The organism is Kitasatospora cheerisanensis KCTC 2395, from assembly GCF_000696185.1.
GTDB classification, from domain to species: Bacteria; Actinomycetota; Actinomycetes; order Streptomycetales; family Streptomycetaceae; genus Kitasatospora; species Kitasatospora cheerisanensis.
On record NZ_KK853997.1, the window covers coordinates 6,115,329 to 6,130,546 of the forward strand.

12 protein-coding genes and 1 pseudogene are annotated in these 15,218 nt (G+C 74.6%); 11 read left to right on the forward strand and 2 right to left on the reverse strand.

Annotation, left to right across the window (positions count from 1 at the left end; all coding sequences use genetic code 11):
- The first annotated feature begins 62 nt into the window (after window positions 1–62).
- Together KCH_RS27575 and KCH_RS27580 are read left to right on the forward strand one after the other, a co-directional pair.
- Window positions 63–749, forward strand: a complete 687-nt coding sequence (locus KCH_RS27575) for a helix-turn-helix transcriptional regulator (protein WP_084223955.1) — start codon at window positions 63–65, stop codon at window positions 747–749.
- Between the two features lie 188 nt (window positions 750–937).
- Window positions 938–2,452 (forward strand): M1 family metallopeptidase, encoded by a 1,515-nt coding sequence (locus KCH_RS27580; RefSeq protein ID WP_035867434.1) that lies wholly within the window; start codon window positions 938–940, stop codon window positions 2,450–2,452.
- A gap of 148 nt (window positions 2,453–2,600) precedes the next feature.
- On the opposite strand, the gene KCH_RS27585 is transcribed toward KCH_RS27580, so the two are convergent.
- Window positions 2,601–3,512: a 2-hydroxyacid dehydrogenase gene (locus KCH_RS27585; RefSeq protein WP_035867437.1), complete on the reverse strand. Its 912-nt coding sequence runs from the start codon at window positions 3,510–3,512 to the stop codon at window positions 2,601–2,603.
- A gap of 342 nt (window positions 3,513–3,854) precedes the next feature.
- On the opposite strand from KCH_RS27585, the gene KCH_RS41675 reads away from it, so the two are divergent.
- The 9 genes and pseudogenes from KCH_RS41675 (at window position 3,855) to KCH_RS27610 (ending at window position 13,869) form a co-directional block, all read left to right on the forward strand.
- On the forward strand, window positions 3,855–4,007 hold the full coding sequence (locus KCH_RS41675) for a hypothetical protein (RefSeq protein WP_157032208.1): 153 nt from the start codon (window positions 3,855–3,857) through the stop codon (window positions 4,005–4,007).
- 109 nt (window positions 4,008–4,116) lie between these two features.
- On the forward strand, window positions 4,117–4,275 hold the full coding sequence (locus KCH_RS42700; protein ID WP_167574125.1) for a hypothetical protein: 159 nt from the start codon (window positions 4,117–4,119) through the stop codon (window positions 4,273–4,275).
- A 62-nt stretch (window positions 4,276–4,337) separates the two neighbouring features.
- Complete coding sequence (locus tag KCH_RS42705) at window positions 4,338–7,307, forward strand: DUF4135 domain-containing protein (RefSeq protein WP_167574127.1); 2,970 nt, start codon at window positions 4,338–4,340, stop codon at window positions 7,305–7,307.
- Window positions 7,219–7,941, forward strand: a complete 723-nt coding sequence (locus KCH_RS42710; protein WP_051653503.1) for a hypothetical protein — start codon at window positions 7,219–7,221, stop codon at window positions 7,939–7,941. The genes KCH_RS42705 and KCH_RS42710 overlap by 89 nt, the downstream gene beginning before the upstream one ends.
- Window positions 7,938–9,062, forward strand: a complete 1,125-nt coding sequence (locus tag KCH_RS27600) for a JmjC domain-containing protein (protein WP_051653504.1) — start codon at window positions 7,938–7,940, stop codon at window positions 9,060–9,062. The genes KCH_RS42710 and KCH_RS27600 overlap by 4 nt, the downstream gene beginning before the upstream one ends.
- Window positions 8,993–9,217, forward strand: a complete 225-nt coding sequence (locus KCH_RS45030) for a hypothetical protein (RefSeq protein ID WP_051653505.1) — start codon at window positions 8,993–8,995, stop codon at window positions 9,215–9,217. Before KCH_RS27600 ends, KCH_RS45030 begins: the two co-directional genes overlap by 70 nt.
- A gap of 389 nt (window positions 9,218–9,606) precedes the next feature.
- A pseudogene (locus KCH_RS47670) lies at window positions 9,607–10,119 on the forward strand (DUF6531 domain-containing protein); the annotation flags it as partial.
- A 1,343-nt stretch (window positions 10,120–11,462) separates the two neighbouring features.
- The gene (locus tag KCH_RS47675; RefSeq protein ID WP_084223957.1) at window positions 11,463–13,445 is read left to right on the forward strand and encodes an RHS repeat domain-containing protein; all 1,983 of its coding nucleotides are present in this window, start codon (window positions 11,463–11,465) and stop codon (window positions 13,443–13,445) included.
- A gap of 52 nt (window positions 13,446–13,497) precedes the next feature.
- On the forward strand, window positions 13,498–13,869 hold the full coding sequence (locus tag KCH_RS27610; RefSeq protein WP_035867442.1) for a hypothetical protein: 372 nt from the start codon (window positions 13,498–13,500) through the stop codon (window positions 13,867–13,869).
- A 10-nt stretch (window positions 13,870–13,879) separates the two neighbouring features.
- Here KCH_RS27610 and KCH_RS27615 read toward each other — a convergent pair whose 3' ends face one another.
- Window positions 13,880–15,109, reverse strand: a complete 1,230-nt coding sequence (locus tag KCH_RS27615; RefSeq protein ID WP_035867444.1) for a serine hydrolase domain-containing protein — start codon at window positions 15,107–15,109, stop codon at window positions 13,880–13,882.
- Window positions 15,110–15,218 lie beyond the last annotated feature (109 nt).

The following is a 15,218-nucleotide window of genomic DNA, read 5'->3' on the forward strand; positions in this document are numbered from 1 at the left end:
GCGCCGCCGCCTGTGGGGGGCGGTGGGCGCACCGCCGAGCGCAACGAAAGGAATCCAGCGCCGTGCTCCAGTACGCCGACGACGTCCGTACGACGACCCGATCGATCCCGCAGCAGGCCACCCGGACGATCCCGGTGGCCGTCCACTCCCTGGACCCGCTCTCCAGGGCCGGAGTGGTGAGCTTCCTCCGGCAGTGCCCGGAGGTGTCGCTGGTGGACGAGAACCACCAGGGCGGGACCGGGGTGGCCCTGCTGGTCGCCGACGCCTTCGACGAGACGGCCCTGGCCGGCCTGTCCCGGCTCGTCCGGACCGAACGCACCCGCGTCGTCCTGGTCCTCGACCGGATCCAGGAACCGGAACTGCTCAACGTCGTCTCGCTCGGGGTGACCACCATCCTGTGGCGCCGCGAGGTCACCCGGGACCGCCTGCGCCAGGCCGTCCTCACCGCCGACCGCGGCCACGGCGACCTCCCGCCCGACCTCCTCGGCAAACTGATCGGCTGCATGGGCCGCCAACGCGCCGGCGACGGCCCGGCCCCCGACGGCGGCCCCGCCGACTTCGGCCTGCTCCCCCGCGAGGCCGACGTCCTGCGCCTGGTCGCCGACGGCATGGACACCGGCGAGATCGCGGTCAAGCTCCTCTACTCCGAGCGCACCATCAAGAACATCATTCACACCGTCACCACCCGCTTCCAGCTCCGCAACCGCGCCCACGCCGTGGCCTACGCCCTCCGCGAGGGCTACATCTAGCCCTCCGGTGCCGGTGGGTTCGCCGATCGGGCCCGTTGAGGCCAACTACGGTCGATGCAACGTGAGTTGACGGGGCATTTGACGTAGCGGTCTTCGTCGGGGAGTTCGGCCCGGCGGGGAGTGGGCGGGGTGTCGGCGGGACAGGGATCGGGGCGGACCTGTCGTTCCGGTGATCCCTGGAGGAGCACGTGCGCAAGAGGTTGATCGTTTCGGCGGCCTTCGGGCTGAGCCTGCTGCTGGCCGTTCCCGCCTCGGCCTCCGGGTTCCATCCGGGCGCGGACGGGCTGGGGGATCCGTACTACGCCACGCTCGGCAACGGCGGGTACCGCGTCTCGCACTACGACATCCGGCTGAAGTACCAGCCCGCCACGGACGAGTTGGAGGGGACGACGACCATCCTGGCCACGGCCACCGAGGACCTGTCGCGGTTCAACCTCGACTTCGCGCTGCAGGTCACCGAGGTCCGGGTCAACGGGCGGGTCGCGGCCTTCGCCACCAGCGGGGACCAGGAGTTGGAGATCACCCCGGCCCGGCCGCTGCCCAGGGGGACCGAGGCGACCGTGGTGGTCCGCTACAAGGACGTGCCGTCGACCGTGCAGCGGTACGGCGGCTACACCGCTTGGCGCCGCACCCCGGACGGGGCGGTGGTGGCCGGGGAGCCCGTCTCGGCCGGCTGGTGGTTCCCGAGCAACGACCACCCGAGCGACAAGGCGACCTTCGACGTCTCGGTGCTGGTGCCGGACGGCACCCAGGTGATCAGCAACGGCGTGCTGACCGGCACCGGTTCGCGGGCGGGCTGGACCCGGTACAACTGGCGCGAGAACAAGCCGCAGGCCAGCTACCTGGCGACCCTGGCGATCGGGAAGTTCGACATCACCCAGGGCACCACGGCCGGCGGGGTGCCGGTGTACAACGCCTACAGCAAGGACCTCGGCGAGAACGCGGGAGCGGCCCGGGCCAGCGTGGAGCGCACCGGCGAGCTGGTGGACTGGCTGAGCGGCTACTTCGGCGCGTACCCGTTCAGCTCGGTCGGCGGCTTCGTGCCGAACGTCCGGACCAGCGGCGGCCTGGAGACCCAGACCCGGGTCTTCTACGGCCCCGGACTGTTCGCCCGGGGCTCCAACACCTCGGTCGTCGTGCACGAGCTGGCCCACCAGTGGTACGGCGACAGCGTCTCGCTGTCCCGCTGGAGTGACATCTGGCTGAACGAGGGCTTCGCCCAGTACGCGCAGTTCCTCTGGTCCGAGCACGAGAACGAGGGCACCGCGCAGGAGTTGGCCGACTACATCTACGCCTCCTACCCCGCCGACGACCCGTTCTGGACCGTCAGGCCCGGCGACCCGGGCGAGGAGAACCAGCTCGCCGACGCCGTCTACCAGCGCGGCGCCCTCGCCATCCAGGCGCTGCGCAACACCGTCGGCGACGAGACCTTCTTCCGGATCCTGAAGGGCTGGCCCACCGAGCGCCGCTACGGCAACGCCACCGTCCAGGACTTCCGGGCCTACGCGGAGCGGATCTCCGGCCGGAGCCTCGGCGAGCTGTTCACCACCTGGCTGTTCACCCCCGCCAAGCCCGCCACCGGCCCGGTGCCCACCGGCGCCGCGACGGCCGCCACGAGCCGGACCGACGGGCCGCTGCCGGCCGAACCGAAGTCGTGGAAGGAGATCCAGGCGGCCAACTCCGTCCACAAGAACGGGAAGTGAGAGATTCCGGTACGGGGCGGGCCGGTACGACAACCCGGACGCCGTGGCGCGGCACCGGCCCGTCGCGGGAACGGCCCCCGATGACGGGCGCGGCCGGACGGGTCCTCACCTCGGTGGACCCGCCCGCCCGCCCGGGCCGTCAGCCGCGTCAGTGTCCGGACGAGAGCGGCTCGCCCTGCTCGAAGCGCAGGATCTGCTCGCGCAGCACCCGCTTCGCCCGCGGCAGGAACGCACTGCTCGGGCCGCCCACGTGCGGAGTGATCAGCACGCCCGGGGCGTGCCAGAGCGGGTGATCGGCGGGCAGCGGCTCCGGATCCGTCACGTCGAGCGCCGCCCGCAGGCGACCTGCCGACAGCTCCGCCAGCAGCGCGGCGGTGTCCACGACCGGCCCGCGCGCGACGTTGACGAGCAGCGCGCCGTCCTTCATCCGGGCCAGGAACCCGGCGTCCACCAGCTGGCGGCTCTCCGGCGTCAGCGGCGTGAGCAGCACGACGACGTCCGCCGCCGGCAGCAGCTCCGCCAACTCCCCGACCCCGTGCACCCGTTCCTCGGGCCGCGCCCGCCGCGCGACCTTCACCACCTCGCACTCGAACGCCTCCAGGCGCGCGGCCAGCGCCCGTCCGATGGAGCCGTACCCGACGATCAGCACCCGCCGGTCCGCGAGCGAGTCGTGGAACTCCTGACTCCACCGACCCTCGTCCTGCAACCGCACGAAACGCGGCACCCCGCGCAGCGACGCGAGAATCAGCGTCACCGCCAACTCCGCGGTGCTGGCATCGTGCAGGCCGCGCGCATTGCACGCCACGACCCCCTCCGGCACGTACGGCAGCACGTCGTCCATCCCCGCCGTCAGCGTCTGCACCACCTTCAACGACGGCAGGCGCCGGATCACCGGCACCGCGGCCGCATGCCGCAAGTACGGCAGGCAGAAGAACTCCACCCCCCGGAGCTCCTCGTCCCCCGGCGCCGCCCCCTCCCCGTCCCACACCAGGGCGTCGAGTCCGGCAGGCAGCCCGCCGATCACACCGGGGGCATACGGAAGCAGATAGCGCGCACTCATACCCCGACCCTAACCACCCACCCGCCCAGGCCGCCGACCAGGCCGGACGCCGATCCCCGGCAGGGTGCTCGACAACCCCGCCGGCCGGGCGTGGGGGCTGGTCGGTGCTCGGGGTGACGGATCCGGTGTCGCTGCCTGCTGGCGGTCGGCTCCGGGGGTGGGGCGGGAGGGGTGAAGTCGCTGTGCTGGTGCGGACGTTATGTTGACGAACAGGTCCGGCTGGGCAACACTGACAGGCGGTCGTGTCATGTGCGCGCCCACGGCAGTCTCTGTCCACCGCACGGCGCCCGGTCACCGGAGGTTGTGGTGGCCCGCCCGGCATTCCGGTCAGGAGGACCCTTCATGGAAGCTCCTACCCTGCAAGCGGAACAGCGCGACACGCTCGTCGTCGACGAGGCGTTCGACCTGGTGGTCGGTGAGCTGGAGCAGTCCGCTCCGGCGCACACGCCGAGTGCCACGACCTGCGGCTGGCACCTCTACTGCGTGCTGCAGTAGGCGTCCCGGACCGTTCACGCTCGACAGCAGCTCCGCCCGTTCAAGGCCGGGTGCAGCACCCGAGGGCGCCCGGCCGTCGCTGTGCCACTTCTACCGTCAGGGGAAAACGATGGAGACGTTGACCGTGCAGGCCCCGCAGACCCTCGTCGCGGACGAGGCGTTCGACCTGGTGATCGGCGACCTGGAGCAGGACGTCCCGGGCCACCGCCAGGACGCCCTCCCGCAGGCGACCACCTGTGTGCGCGTCTACTGCGTACCGAACCTGTAGTCCCGGCGCCCGACCCGAACCGCGACGCCGCGCGGCGCCGGCCCGGCCGGTCGCGCGGCGTCGTGCCGCGACCAGCCGACCAGGAGCCGCATGGACCTGCGCGACCCCGGGGCCGCCGCCCGGAGGCCCGAACTCCCGCCCGGCACAAGCCGGTTGCTGACGGCGCTGGCCGAGGGCCGGGCGGGCCGGGCGTTTCCGCCGGTGGCCGTCCCGGCCCGGACGGCACGCTCGCCGTCGCCCGCGCGCTGGGCGGCCCGGCCGACGCGCGGGCCCTGGCGGACGCGCTGGCCGACGACCGGTTCGCGCCGCTGCACGAGGCGGTGCGGCGGATCGACGAGGCGGCCGCCGGGGAGCGGCGGATCGATCCGCGGCTGCTGCGGCCGGAGAACGCGGACCTGTTCGGCCCGCTGCTCACCGAGATCCTGGAGAGCTGCGTCGACGGACCGCCCGGGCACGCCGCCGCCTTCGCCGACCTGCGGACCGGGCAGTACCTGGACTTCCTGGCGCTCTTCCTGGAACGGCTGGCCCGCGACCGGCCCTCCGGCCACCCCGTCACCGGCCTGTGGGCGAACGGCGACGAGACGCACAACGGCGGCCAGCGGGTGCTGCGGGTCGAGTTCGCCGACGGCGCCCGGCTCGCGTACAAGCCGCGCCCGGCGAGCGGCGAACTGCTGTTCCTGGCCACCGAGGGCTCGGTGTTCGCCCTGCTCAACTCGCTTCCCCCGGCGGCCGGTCCGGTCCGGCTGCCGACGCTGCGGTGCCGGCCCGGCAGCGGCCCGGACCGGGCCTGCTACTCCTGGCAGGAGTGGATCGAACCGCCGGACGCCCGGGGCGTCCTGCGCACCGACGGCGGGTGGACCATGCGCGGCGCCGTCCTCGACGCCGACGCGGCGCCCCGCTACTGGCACCGCGCCGGATCGCTCGCCGCCGCCGCGTTCGCGTTCGGGATCACCGACCTGATCGGCGGCAACCTGCTGATCGGGCAGCGCCCGGAGGACGGCGAGCCGCTGCCGTTCCCGGTCGACCTGGAGGCCTACTTCGCCGACCTCAAGCGCCTGTTCGAGACCGGCCTGCTGTTCGACCCCGCGGCCTCCGCACACCACCACGCCGGCCTGGAGAACCTCGCCCGCTGGTGCGAGCCGGACGGCCCCGCGACCTGCTGGCGCCCGCAACCCGACAGCGCACTGCGCCTGGAGCGGCGCACCCGTTCGCTGACCCGCACCGAGACCCGCACCGTGGTCGGCGACACCGAAGGCCGCACCGGGTACGGCCCGCACCTGACGGCGATGCTGCGCGGCATGTTCGACGCCTGGACGCTGATGTGCCGTCACCGCGCCCGGATCGCCGAGTTCCTCGACGAGCGGGCCGCCGGGCACCTGGTCCGGGTGATCGCCCGCCCGACCGCCGAGTACCCGCACGGCGGCGAAGTCCCTTTCACAGAAGACGAATTGGAGCAGCTGGCGCGCGGCGACGCACCGTACTTCTTCCGCGCCGCCGACGGCGGCCCGCTGCTCGCCCTGCGGACGCCGCCCGGCCGCGAACTCCGCACTCGCCCGGCCGACGCCCCCGGGCCGGCGGAGCGCCCGCCGTCCGCCGCCGTCCGCGAAGGCCGGAAGCTGGACCTCGCCGGGCTCGGCATCGCCCTGCGCGACGCGGTCGAACACGTCCACGCCGACCTGGACGCGGCCGAACTGCACGACCCCGGGCGCGGGGTGCGGATCCGGCTGCGCGGCCCGCGCGAGGGCGAAGCCTCCTTCGACTGGCCCGAGCAGAACCGCCGCATCACCTACAGCTGGGACGAGACCACCCTGCGCCTGCGCATCGACCCGCCGGCCGAGCCCCGCCCGGCCGCCGGGATCCGCGAACGGCTGCTGCGCCTGGCCCGGACCGACGCCGCGCTGCGCACCCCCTGGGCCGCCGGCGGCTTCACCGACACCGAACTGGAGGCGAAGCTCGAACGGCTGACCTCCGCCGGCATCGCCTGGCTGCGCGGCGTGGTCGCCGAGCACGGCTGGCCCGGCCACGCCCTGGTCGGCGCGGAGGCCGCCGCGGCCGCGAGCGCCCTGCTCCAGCACCACACCGGCGACCTCGCCTTCCGCCGCGAGTGCCTGACCCTGATCGAGGCCGCGGCCGCGCGCGGCGACATGCGACGGCAGGACGCCGCCTACCTCGCCGACTCGCTGCGCCGGGCCGAGGGCCGCCCGCAGCTGTACGGCACGAAGTTCGAACGGGCGGCGGACGGCCGGCTGCGGCCCTGCCCGATCGAGGACGCGGACCGGGTGGACCAGCGCCGCGCGGCCGTCGGCCTCGGCCCGCTCGCCGACTACGCGGCCCTGCTGGCACAGACCTTCCCCGCGCCCGCTAACGCGCCCGTGCCCGCGAATGCGCCCGGGCCCGCACCCGCGAACGCTCCCGGGGCCGCGCCCGAGCGCACGCCCCGAACGCACCCGAGAACGAAGGGGTACCGGCGTGACCGCGCCCGACTGGACCGCACTCCTCGCCCGCGTCTGGGACAAGGAGCCCGCCCTGCTGCCGGCCGCCGCCCCGGCGGACCCGGCGCACCTGCACCGCACGGTCGTCGCCGCCTGCGAACCCTTCCGCGCCGGAACGGTGTTCCGCACCTTGCCGCAGGTCCGCCTGCACACCCCGCTCGGCTGGCTGGGCGCGCCGGGCCGGCTGCTGCCGGACGCCGCCGACCCCGACCCGGCCGCCTACCGGGCCCGGCTGCGCGCCGAGCCGCCCGGCAGCGGGACGGACAGCGGGTTCCTGCTGAGCGTCCGTCAACCCCTGCACACCGACTGGGAGCTGTGGTCGGCGGTCCGGGACGCGCTGGCCGACCTGTGGCGCCGGGTCGGCCTGCCGTGCCTGCCGGTCGAGGCCGAACTGACCGAGGCGGACGCCTTCGCCCGCACCGCGGGCCTCGCCGTCCCCTCCGAGCACGCGGTGCTGACCTGGGTGCTGGACGGCACCCTGGAGGCCGAACTGCACGAGCCGGACGGCGAGTTGCGCGTGCTGCGGGCAGGCGCCGGTGAGCTGCTGTACTGGCCCGGTGGCACCCGCTGGCGCGAACGCCACCTCGACGGCTGCACCACGCTGCGGATCTCCGTCCCCCGCGCCCGGCGGCTGGCCACCGGGGCGGTCAAGGACCTGCTGGCCGAGGCCCTCCAGAGCCGCCACCCGTACGACGGCACGGTGCCCTGCCTGCCCCACCCGCCGCCCGCCGACCGCCCGCTCGGCCCGGCCGGGCCGGTGGCCGCCGTCGGCGAGGCGGTCCGCCTGCTGGCCGGGGGAGCGGAGCTGCCGACCGCGCTGCGCACCCGGTGGGCGGCCTGGTGGTCCGCGGCCGGGCTGGACCCCGCGCCCGATCCCCGGGCCGGCGTGCCCGTCCACCCCGGGCAGCGGCTGCGGGTGCTGCGCGAGGTCGTCCGGGTGCCGGACGGGCCCGGCCGGCGGATCTGGGCCGTCAACGGGCACGCCTTCCCGATCGGCGGGGCCGCGGGGGAGCGGATCGCGGAGCAGCTGCGCCCCGGCCGCGAGCTGACGGTCGCCGAGCTGTGCCGCGCGGTCGGCGCGGACGAGCACAACGCCGCCGTCCTCGCGCTGCTGCGCAGACTGCACACCCTGCGGGGGATCGACCTGGCCGACGGCGGGAGGACGGACGGATGACGACCGGGCACGACAGCGAGCTGACGACCGTTCAAGGGCCGCTGGACTGGGACGAGTTCACCGCGCACTACTGGGACCGGCGGCCGGTGCTGATCAAGGCCGCCCTCCCGGCGCCCTTCGAGCTGGGCGAGGTCTTCGCGGCCGCCACCCTCGCCACCAGGCCGCCCGGCCCGCACCGGACGGCGCCGAACGCCCAGTTCGCCGTCGGCCGGTTCCAGCAGACCGAGCCGGCGAACTGGTTCCCGCGCCCCGAGGACGGCGGCTTCGACGGCTACCGGCGGCGGCTGGACGCCGAGTTGGCGGCTTTCTCGCCGGAGACGCGGTACGCGCTCACCGTGCACGCCTTCCACGCCTTCCACCCCGGGCAGTGGGAGCGGCAGCGGGCGTTCTACGAACCGCTGTGGGAACGCACCGGGCTGCCGGTGTCCGGGGCGATCACCACGCTCTTCCACGGCAACTACGAGCACACCCCGGTCGGCGTCCACCGGGACCGCTTCGCCACCTTCATGTTCGCCCTCGAAGGCCGCAAGCGGATGCGGTTCTGGCGGGAGCGCCCGTGGACCGAGCCGGTGACCACCAAACTCGACTACCAGGCGCACCTGGCGAGCTCGTTCACCGCCGAACCCGAGCCCGGCGACCTGCTGTACTGGCCCGCCAGCCACTACCACGTCGGCGAGAGCGTCGACGGCGGCTCCGCGACCAGCGTCAACATCGGCGTGCCGCGCGAGGGCCACCACGCCGGCTACGACGTGGACGACCTGCTGCTGGGCAAGGCCCCGGACGCGATGGTCGACCCGGACGCCGCCCTGGTGCGGCTGCCCGCCGCCACCGCCCCGCTGTCCGCGCCCGAACCGCCGGTGGACGGCGCGCTGCCTGAGGCGCTGGAGCAGACCCTGCGGATCTTCCGGGAGTACCACGACCCCGACCGGACAGGGGAGTTGGTCGCCTCGCTGGCGCTCGGCAACCGGAGCGCGTCCGGCCTCTGCCCCGTCCCGCCGCCCGAGCCTCCGCGACCCTGGCCGACGGCACCGCCGTCCGCGCCCGCGCCCGGGTGCTGTACGAACCGCTCGGCGGGGCGCTGCTGTACGCCGCCAACGGCCACGTCGCGCGCACTCCGCTGACCCGGCAGCGGGCCGAACCGCTGCTGCACCGGCTCGCCGACGGCCGGCCGGCCCCGGTGGGCGCACTGCTCGCCGCCCTGCCGCCCGCCGACCGCGCGGAGGCCCGCCGCCTGCTGGAGACCCTGGAGAGCTTCCGCGCCCTGACCCGCGAGTAGGGGGACGGGGCTACCGGCCGGCCGCGGCGAGCGCGTCCGCCTCCCGGGCGAACGCCGCGCACAGGGCGGGCAGTCGGGGCCCGAGCAGGTGATGCGCCGTCACCGTCAAGGTGTGCGACCCGCTGTAGGTGGTGAACACATCCGCGCCCGCACGACAGGGCGCGAAGCGCACCGAGGCCGCGGGAGGCAAAGGTTCGGCAATGGGCCGGGTGCGACGGGTGTGACGGAGTACCGTCTGGTGCTGCTCCGGGGGCGCGTGCGTGTTCCCCGGGCGTACGCGTGTCCGACGGCGGTCGGGCGATCGGGCCGCGGGGCGGCCGCCGTCCTCCGGTGGCGGCGTGGTCCGACCCGGGGCGTTCGAGTCCGAGCTTGCAGGGGGCAGGTTCCGCATGAGCAACCAGATCGTGAAGGCGCTGGAGCATGCCGCCGAGAAGCTCGGCACCACGCTGGCCAGGGACGCCGGAAAGGCCCTCAAAGACCTGTACCGGTCGGCGGGGCAGAACCTGAAGAAGGTGGCCGCGAACGTCCGCAGCGTGGAGGAGAAGCACGCCAAGGACCTGGCGGAGATCTTCGAGGGCGGCCGCAAGGACCTCGCGCACCCCCGGACCGGTGCCGGCGGCGGGCGGGGCGGCCGCAGGTTCGAGGGCCGGGGCCGCGAACAGGTCCGCTCGCCGCGGCAGGCGGGCCGCCGGGAGGACTCGATCTGCCCGGGCGGCGAGCCGGTCGACATGGCGACCGGCCGGATGTTCATCAAGCAGGTCGACGCGGAACTGCCGGGCTCGCTCCCGCTGCTGTTCGTGCGCAACTACGAGTCCGGCTACCTGGCCGGGCGGTGGATGGGGCCGCGCTGGACCTGCACCTTCGACGAGCGGCTGGAGATCGACGCCGAGGGCGTGGTCTACCTCTCCCCGGACCTGTTCGCGCAGGCCTACCCGCACCCCGAGCCGGGCGTTCCGGTGCAGGCGAGCGCCGGTGTGCGCTGGGAACTGGCCCTGACCGACCGCGGCGACTACACCCTCACCGATCCCGCCACCGACACCGTCCGCGAGTTCACCCGCCAACCGGGCGGCGAGGAAGCGCTGCTGACGGCGGTCCGGGACCGCCGCGGCCGCCGGTACACCCTCGCCTACGACGAGGACGGCGCCCCGCTGTCGATCACCCACTCCGGCGGCTACACGCTCCTCGTCACCACCGACGGCGACCGGATCACCGCCCTGCGGCTGGCCGGCGCCGGCGAGGACGGCCGCGACGCGCTGCTGATGCGGTACGGGTACACCGGCGGCCACCTGTCCTCGGTGTACAACTCCTCCGGCCGGCCGATGCGGTTCGCCAACGACTCCGGCGGCCGCATCCTGTCCTGGACCGACCGCAACGACAGCCGGTACCTGTACACCTACGACCAGCTCGACCGGGTCGTCGACGAGGGCGGAGCCGACGGCGCGCTGCGCTTCCGCTTCAGCTACGGCGACCCGGACCCCGACACCGGCATCCGGGTCCACTCCGAGACCAACGCCCTCGGCCACACCACCCAGTACCACGTCAACGAGCACGCGCAGATCGTCGCCCAGGTCGACCCGCTCGGGAACGCGCTGCGCTTCGAACGCGACGAGTTCGACCGCCTGATCGCCCGGACCGACCCGCTCGGCCACACCACCCGCTACCGCTACGACGGGGCCGGCGACCTGGTGGAGGTCACCCGGCCCGACGGCGAACGCGCCGTGGTGGAGTACGGCCCGACCGTCGGCCTGCCCGTCCGGGTGGTCGAACCGGGCGGCGTGACCTGGCAGTTCGGCTACGACGAGCACGGGCACCGGACCTCGCTCACCGACCCGAACGGCGCGGTCACCGCGTACGGGTACGACGAACGCGGCCACCTCGCCACCGTCACCGACGCGCTCGGGCACACCACCCGCATCCGGTGCGACGCCGCCGGGCTGCCCGTGGAGGTCGTCGACGCCGGCGGCGCCGCCACCCGCTGCGAGCGGGACGCCTTCGGCCGGGTCGCCGCCGTGGTGGACGCGCTCGGCGGCACCACCCGGTTCCGCTGGACCCCCGAGGGCCTGCCCGCCTCCCGGACCGCCCCCGACGGCAGCACCGAGACCTGGACCTACGACGGCGAGGGCAACCTGCTCACGGCGACCGACCCGGCCGGCCGGACCACCGCCTTCGAGTACACCCACTTCGAGACCCTGGCCGCCCGCACCGGCCCGACGGCGCCCGCACCGCCTTCACCCACGACGCCCACATGCAGCTGGTGGCCGTCACCGACGCGCTCGGCCGGCGCTGGGAGTACCGCTACGACGAGGCCGGCCGGCTGGTCGGCGAGAGCGACTTCCAGGGCCGCCGGACCTCCTACGAGCTCGACCCGGCGGGCCGCCCGGTCGCCGCCACCAACGCGCTCGGCGAGCAGATCCGCTACACCTACGACGCGCTCGGCCGCACCGTCGCCAAGGACGCCGCCGGGCTGGTCACCCGGTACGACTTCGACCCGGCGGGCCGCCTGGTCCGGGCCGTCGGCCCGGACGCCGAGCTGACCCGCACCGTCGACGCGCTGGGCAACCTGCTGACCGAGACGGTCAACGGCCGCACCACCAGCCACACCCGGGACGCCCTCGGCCGCCGGACCCGCCGCGTCACCCCCGCCGGCCACACCAGCACCTGGACCTACGACACGGCGGGCCGCCCCAGCTCGCTGACCGTGCCGGGCGGCGGCCTCGCCTTCCGGCACGACGCCCTCGGCCGCGAGCTGGAACGCACCCTGGGCCCGGGCCTGACCCTCGACCGCAGCTGGGACCCCCGGCACCGCCTCGGCTCGCAGACCCTGCTCAGCACCCGGCCCGGCCGCCCCGCCGTCCTCCAGCAGCACGACTACCGCTACCGGGCGGACGGGAACCTCGTCGGCGTCGACGACCTGCTGGCCGGCCCGCGCACCTTCGAACTCGACCCGGCCGGACGCGTCACCGGCGTCGACGCCGCCACCGGCGCCGAGCGGTACGCCTACGACCCGGCCGGCAACCTCACCGCCGCGCAGTGGCCGGCCACCCCCGCCACCGGCGCGGCCGTCGGCGAGCGCAGCTACCGCGGCACCGAGCTCACCGCCGCGGGCCGGATCCGCTACGAGTACGACGCCGCCGGGCGGACCGTGCTCCGGCAGAAGACCCGGCTGTCGAAGAAGCCCGACACCTGGCACTACAGCTGGGACGCCGAGGGCCGGCTCACCGGCGTCGTCACCCCCGACGGCACCCGGTGGCGCTACCGCTACGACCCGCTCGGCCGCCGCATCGCCAAGCAGCGCCTCGGCGCGGACGGGACGGGCGTCGCCGAGCAGATCGACTTCAGCTGGGACGGCGCGCTCCTCGCCGAGCAGACCACCAGCGCCCCCTACCTGCCCGGCCCGCACACCCTCAGCTGGGACTACCAGGGCCTGCACCCGCTCGCCCAGAGCGAGACCATCACCACGCTCGGCCCGGACGCGCCGCAGGAACAGGTCGACCGCCGCTTCTTCGCGGTCGTCACCGACCTGATCGGCACCCCCACCGAACTCGTCGACCCCGTCACCGACACCGTCGCCTGGCGTGCCGTCCCCACGCTGTGGGGCAACACCACCTGGCCGGCCGACAGCACCACCTACACGCCGCTGCGCTTCCCGGGCCAGTACTTCGACCCCGAGACGCGCCTGCACTACAACCTGAACCGCTACTACGACCCCGAGACCGCCCGCTACACCAGCCCCGACCCGCTCGGCCTGGTCCCCGCCCCCAACCCCGACGCCTACGTCGGCAACCCGCACACCTGGTGCGACCCGCTCGGACTGTCGCCGCACTCCCGCCGCGCGCTGCCCCCGGCGCTCCGCGAACCGCCCAACGCGCCCGGCTCGCCCATCACTTCACGGCTCGGCAGACCGGGCGAGACCTTCAACATGGTGATCTCGCGCGGCCAGTCGGTGTCCCGCCCCGGCGGCTTCGGCACCTTCGACGACGTGCCCAACCAGGAGTTCGTCCGCCGCCAGCTGGCGATCCGCACGGACTGGAAGTCGGACGTGTCGCTGGTCCAGCGGTACGCCTTCCCCGCGCACGGCGAGCCGATCCGGATCCAGGAGAGCGTCATCGGCCCGCAGGACGACCCGCTGCTCGGCCACCTCCCGGGCGGCGCAACCCAGTTGGAGATCCTGAAGTTCGAGGACCGGGCCCGGCTGATCCCCGTCGGCGATCCGGTGGAGATCTCCTGACCCGGGCGGCGGACAATACCGGGGACCGGCGGAAGCGACAGAGAGGCAGGCCGTGGACATCGACTGGCAGGACGGATCGCGCACCGTGCGCTGGGGCGCGGACTTCGGCACCGAGCGGACCTTCGACCGCCCGCCGGTCTCCGTGCTGGGCGTCGACGACCCGCCCAGCATCCTGGTCGTCGAGGACCCGGAGGGCAGCACCGCCCGACCCAGCAACGCCCTGGTGCTGAACCCCGACGGGACCGAACGGCTGCGCCTGGAGGCCCCGCAGGTCCCCGAGCCGTCCTGGCGGATCGGCTACTACACCGCGTACCCGGACGTGGACGGCGGCATCGTCGCCGTCTACGCGACCCGGGCCGGGGACCTGCAGGGCCGGCCGGACCTGGCCACCGGCGAACTGCGCGAGGTGCGCGAGTGGCGGTGACCGGCAGGTCCTACCGCGCGGGCGGGATCACCGCGTCGGCGAGCCGGAGGATGTCGCGCATGTCGGCGCCCTGCGTGTTCGTCGGGTTGAACGAGTAGACCAGCCGCCGCTGGAGGTCGCGGGTGGCGAACACGCCGCTGGTCCAGCCGGGGCGGGAGCCGGTCTTGCCCCACAGGGTGACGCCGTTGAGCTCGGTGCTGACCAGGCCCATGCTCATGCAGGCCTGCTGCTGGCCGGGCCGGCACTGCGGGTTGTCCACGTTGGGCACCTCGGGGACGGTGAACAGCAGCTCCTGCTGGGCGGCGGGCAGCAGCCGGCCCTGGAACAGCGCGGTGACGAAGCGGTCCAGGTCGGGGGCGCTGGAGATCAGCCCGCCCTCCGCCCACGGCCACGGGCTCTGCTCGGTGACGTCCACCAGGCGCCCGGCGCCGTCCGCGTCCGGGACGTTCAGGTAGGCGTGCGCCGCCGGGTCGGCCAGCCGCGGGTCGTCGCGGTCCGGGACGGCCGTGTCGCGCAGGTGCAGCGGCTGGATGATCCGGTGCTTCACCTCGTGGGCGTAGGAGTGGCCGGTGACCTTCTCGATCAGCAGGCCGGCGATGAAGGTGTTGAAGCCGTTGTACTGCTGGCCGGTGCCCGGCGCGAAGATCATCTGCTGGCCGGCCAGGGTGCCGACGATCTGCTCGGGCGTCCAGCTGTCCAGGCGGTGGGCGGCGAACCAGGCCGTGGTGCCGTCGCCCCAGGCGCCGCTGCTGCCGTGCGGCAGGCCCGAGGTGTGGTTCAGCAGCTGCCCGACCGTGACCGGGGGGAAGTCGGCGGGCAGCAGGCCCGGCAGGTACTGCTGGACGGTGCCGTTCACGTCCAGCCGGTGCTCGGCGGCGAGCTGGAGCACCACCGTGGCGGTGAACACCTTGGAGATCGACCCGATCCGGAACCGGCCCTCCGGGTCCGGCGCGGCGCCCGTGGTCCGGTCGCCGATGCCGCCCGAGGTCTCGAACAGCCCGTCGCTGCCCGCGACGCGCACCAGCACGCCGTTGATGTCCGCGGTCGGGTAACCGGCCACCACCTGCCGGACCGCCTCCCGGTCGACCGGCGGCAGCGCGGCGCCGGACGCCGTCGCCGTCACCGCCGCCGGGGCGGGTGCGGCCGCGGCCGACCCGGCCGTCCCCGTCACCACCGCAGCCAGCATCGCCCCCGCCACCGCGAGGGTGGCCCAACGCCGGTTGCGCACAGTGCTGTTCACGTCTCGGTACTCCTGACTCGTCGTCATCCGTCCTGCTCGATCGAGTCTGTCCGACCCCGGCCCCGGTGCCATCCGGGGCCGACCCTGACCGCACCCGGTGGCCGATCCC

Coding starts and splice junctions, on each gene's coding strand:
- KCH_RS27585 (WP_035867437.1), bottom strand. CDS start 3,512: ATGAGTGCGCGCTATCTGCTTCCGTATGCCCCCGGTGTGATCGGCGGG.
- KCH_RS41675 (WP_157032208.1), top strand. CDS start 3,855: ATGGAAGCTCCTACCCTGCAAGCGGAACAGCGCGACACGCTCGTCGTC.
- KCH_RS42700 (WP_167574125.1), top strand. CDS start 4,117: ATGGAGACGTTGACCGTGCAGGCCCCGCAGACCCTCGTCGCGGACGAG.
- KCH_RS27600 (WP_051653504.1), top strand. CDS start 7,938: ATGACGACCGGGCACGACAGCGAGCTGACGACCGTTCAAGGGCCGCTG.
- KCH_RS47675 (WP_084223957.1), top strand. CDS start 11,463: ATGCAGCTGGTGGCCGTCACCGACGCGCTCGGCCGGCGCTGGGAGTAC.